The sequence below is a fragment of the Micromonospora sp. NPDC049580 genome, from assembly GCF_040675595.1.
In the GTDB taxonomy this organism is placed as follows: Bacteria; Actinomycetota; Actinomycetes; order Mycobacteriales; family Micromonosporaceae; genus Micromonospora.
This window is the reverse complement of record NZ_JBFAPG010000548.1, coordinates 1-3,879: the sequence shown is the minus strand read 5'-3', so window position 1 is coordinate 3,879 and position 3,879 is coordinate 1. Positions and strand designations below refer to the sequence as shown.

The window sequence follows — 3,879 nt, the reverse complement described above, 5'->3', positions numbered from 1 at the left end:
CGCACGGCCCGGACCCGGAGTTCGACAGGCGGGCCGTCGAGTGGATCGCCAACGGGGACCTCGACGGGTGCCTACGCGAGGTCACCCAGGCCCGCCTCGGCGCGCACCGGGCCGAGGCGGTGCTGCTCAACCAGGCGTGCGGCGGTGGGGTTGCCGCGTTCGACACGGTGGCCGGGCGGTTCGCCACCCACCCCGAGTACCGGACGGCGCTGCTGATCGGCGCGAACCGGGTGTGCGAGCCGTACTGGAACCGGATGGAGGTGAACACAAGCGTCTTCTCCGACGGAGCGGCGGCGGCCGTGCTGGTGCGCGACCACGACCGGTGCCGTTGGCTGGCCACCGAGACGATCACCGACGGCCGGTACGCGGGCTTCATGCGCATGGCCGTCGGTGGCGCGGCGCAGCCGTTCACCGCGGACGGCGGCACCCCCCGCGTCGGTGACCCGGCCGACCGGCTCAACGAGTTCTTCGCCGGGGACGTACGCCGGATGTTCCGGTTCGTCGCGACGATCCGGGAGCGCAACCGGCAGGTGGTGGAGACGGCGTGCGCCCGGGCGGGCGTGACGCTGGCCGACGTCCACCGGTTCGTGCACTTCCACGACAACGCCCGGCAGTTCGCCGAGCTGGCCAAGGACCTCGGCGTGGACCTGGAGCGGACCAACGTCGAGCTGGCCCTCGCCCACGGCCACATCGGCTGCGCCGACCAGCTCATCGGCCTGGAACGCCACCTCGACAGCGGCGAGCTGACCGACGGCGACCTGGTCGCCCTGACCAGCACCGGCAGCGGCATGCACTGGGTCTGCACCCTGCTGCGGGTCTGACCGGCCGGACCACACCCGACGGGAAGGAACACCGAACATGAGAGTCGAGGAGGTCCTGCACCGGATCCGCCGGCTGCGCCGACCCGACGCGGCCGCCGACCCGGAGCTGGCGCCCGGCCTGGTCCACCTGGACGACGCGGCGGTCACCACCGTCGCGTCCGCCGGTCGGCTGCTCGCCGACGTGCCCGTCGAGAAGCTGGCCAGCCCCGACTTCACGCTGCGCCCGCTGCGGGTCGCGGTCACCGGCACGTTCACGCCGGGCACGCTGGAACCGCTGCTGCGGGTGGCGCTGCTGCGGATCGGCATCGCCGCCGAGATCCACGTCTCCGGCTTCGACCAGCTCGTGCTCGACCTCAGCGACCCGCGCTCGGCGCTCGCCGAGTTCCGGCCGGACGTCACGCTCTGCCTGCTGCACGACGGCTGGTTCCTGCCCGCCGAGTGGGACCCCGGCGACCTCGCCGGCCTCGCCGACGTGCTGGGCGAACGGGCCGGCGTGCTCGCCGCCGCGCTGCGCGGGTACGCGGCGCGCAACGAGGGCGCGGTGCTGCTGCACACCGTGCCGCTGTCGCCGTTGGAGCACCGCGGCCTGGTCAGCTTCCGAGGTCGGGCCGAGCTGGGCCGGATCTGGCGGGAGCTGAACTCCCAGCTGTTGGAGCTGGGCGGGCGGGACACGACGTACACCCTGGATCTGGAGACGCTGCTGGTGGACCACGACGGCCCGGTGCGCGACGAGCGCCTGTACCGGTTTGCCAGCATGGCGTGGACGCCCACGGTGGAGCGCCGGTACGCGCACGAGGCCGCCACCTTCTGCCGCGCGGTCCTTGGCCGGACGGCGAAGGTGCTCGCGCTGGACCTGGACAACACCCTCTGGGCGGGCGTGCTCGGCGACGACGGGCTCACCGGCATCCGGCTGGGCACCGACTATCCGGGCAACTGCCACCGGGACGTGCAGCGCCGCGCGTTGGCGCTGCGCCGGCAGGGCGTGCTGCTCGCGGTGTGCAGCAAGAACGACCCCGAGCTGGTGGCGGAGGCGTTCACGCAGCATCCGGACCTGCTGCTGCGCTCCGACGACTTCGTCGCCCAGGCGGTGAACTGGGGACGCAAGGACGAGAACCTGCGCCAGCTCGCCACCACCCTCAACCTGGGCCTGGACGCCGTCGTGTTCGCCGACGACAGCCCGTTCGAGTGCGAGCTGGTACGCCGCGAACTGCCGACCGTACGGGTGGTGGAGTTGGCCGGCGACCCGGCGGGCTTCCCCACCCGGCTGCTCACCGAGGGGCACTTCACCGTGCTGGCCACCGGCGCCACCGACCGGGAACGCACCGAGCTGTACCGGGCCCGCGCCGGGCGGGAGCGCTTCGCCGCCACGTTCGACTCGGCGGCCGACTATCTGCACGAGCTGACGTTGCGCGTCACCGTCCGGGAGGTCGACGAGCACAGCCTGCCCCGGCTCGCGCAGCTCGGGCTGCGCACCAACCAGTTCACCATGACCGAGCGCGCGCACACCGAGGCGCAGACCCGGGCGCGCGCCGACTCCCCCGACCATCTGGTGCTCACCGTCGAGGTGACCGACCGGTTCGGCGCCGAGGGGCTGGTGGGCGGCCTGTGGCTGGACCGGAACGACCCTGACGCCTGGGTGATCGAGAACTTCGTGCTCAGCTGCCGGGTGTTCTCCCGGGGCGTCGAGCAGGCCGCGCTGCACCGGGTGGCGGAGCTGGCCCGAGCCGCCGGCGCGACCCGGCTGGAGGCCCTGTTCCGGCCCACCGCCCGCAACAAGCCCGGCGCGGCCGTCTGGCCCTCGGCCGGCTTCACCGTGGCATCCGTCGACGACGGCACCACCCGGCACGTGTTGCCGCTGCATCCCCCGCCCCGGCTGCTGCCGGCGTGGATCGCCTTGGAGGAGGGAGACATCCGTGCCTGACCTGTTCACCACCGTCGCGGGCCTCATCGAGCAGGTAGCGGACGTACCGGCCGAGGAGATCTCGCCCGACGTCCGGTTCGCGTCGCTCGCCAACTGGACCAGCCTGGAGGCGCTGCGTCTGCTCTCCGCGCTGGAGGACGACCTCGGCGTACGCCTGGACCTGCGGGCGTACCTGGCGGTGAGCGCTGTCGGCGAACTGGTCGACCTGGTCGCCGGCGAGCTGGACGGGGCATCCCGGTGACCGCCACCCGCACCGAGGCGCCGCCGATCGCGCCGACCCGGCTCGCCGACGCCGACCTGGACCTGTTGCTGCTGATCCGGCACTTCGAGCTGGCCCTGCTGGACATGTTCGGCCGGGGCGAGCTGCACGGCACCACCCACACCTGCCTGGGCCAGGAGTACGTGCCGGTGGCGCTGCGCCCGCTGCTCACCGATGGCGACTTCGTGTTCAGCAACCACCGGGGCCACGGGCACTACCTGGCCCGGTTCGCCGACCCGCACGGCCTGCTGGCCGAGGTGATGGGCCGCGAGGGCGCGGTGTGCCGGGGCGTCGGCGGCAGCCAGCACATCCTGCGGGACCGCTACCTGTCGACAGGCGTGCAGGGCGAGAGCGTGCCGGTGGCCGCCGGGGTGGCGCTGCACCTCAAGCGCACCGAGCCCGGCCGGCTGGCGCTTGTCTACCTGGGCGACGGCACCTGGGGCGAGGGCGCCGTCTACGAGGCGCTGAACATGGCCGCGCTGTGGGGCCTGCCGCTGCTGCTGGTGGTCGAGAACAACGGCATCGCCCAGTCCACGCCGACCGACGCGCAGCTCGCCGGCAGCATCGGCGGGCGGGCGCGGGCGTTCGGGGTGGACCACCTGCGGGTGACCTCCACCGACACCGAGGTGGTCCGGGCCGCGCTGACGCCGGTGCTGCGCCGGGTCCGCGAGCGGTCCACGCCGTACGTGGTGGAGCTGCTCACGCACCGGGTGGGACCGCACAGCAAGGGCGACGACAGCCGCCGCCCGGAAGAGATCGCGCACGCGCGGGCGCACGACTGGTACGCGCGCTACGCGCAGGCGTACCCGGAGCAGTTCGGCGCGCACGACGAGCGACAACGGGCGTACGTCGCGCTTGCTGTGCGGTCCCACCCGGTG

Annotated in this window: 4 protein-coding genes; all 4 read left to right on the top strand. The window is 73.5% G+C overall.

What is annotated here, in order from left to right; translation table 11 throughout:
* A partial coding sequence (locus tag AB0J68_RS28795; protein WP_363941626.1) for a 3-oxoacyl-[acyl-carrier-protein] synthase III C-terminal domain-containing protein occupies positions 1 to 821 on the top strand: 821 nt, incomplete at its 5' end.
* 37 nt (positions 822 to 858) lie between these two features.
* The gene (locus AB0J68_RS28790; protein ID WP_363941623.1) at positions 859 to 2,742 is read left to right on the top strand and encodes an HAD-IIIC family phosphatase; all 1,884 of its coding nucleotides are present in this window, start codon (positions 859 to 861) and stop codon (positions 2,740 to 2,742) included.
* A complete protein-coding gene (locus AB0J68_RS28785; RefSeq protein WP_354855732.1) occupies positions 2,735 to 2,983 on the top strand; it encodes an acyl carrier protein in 249 nt (82 codons plus the stop codon). Before AB0J68_RS28790 ends, AB0J68_RS28785 begins: the two co-directional genes overlap by 8 nt.
* Positions 2,980 to 3,879: thiamine pyrophosphate-dependent dehydrogenase E1 component subunit alpha (locus AB0J68_RS28780; RefSeq protein WP_363941619.1), on the top strand; the 900-nt coding region annotated here is incomplete at its 3' end. The genes AB0J68_RS28785 and AB0J68_RS28780, both read left to right, overlap by 4 nt.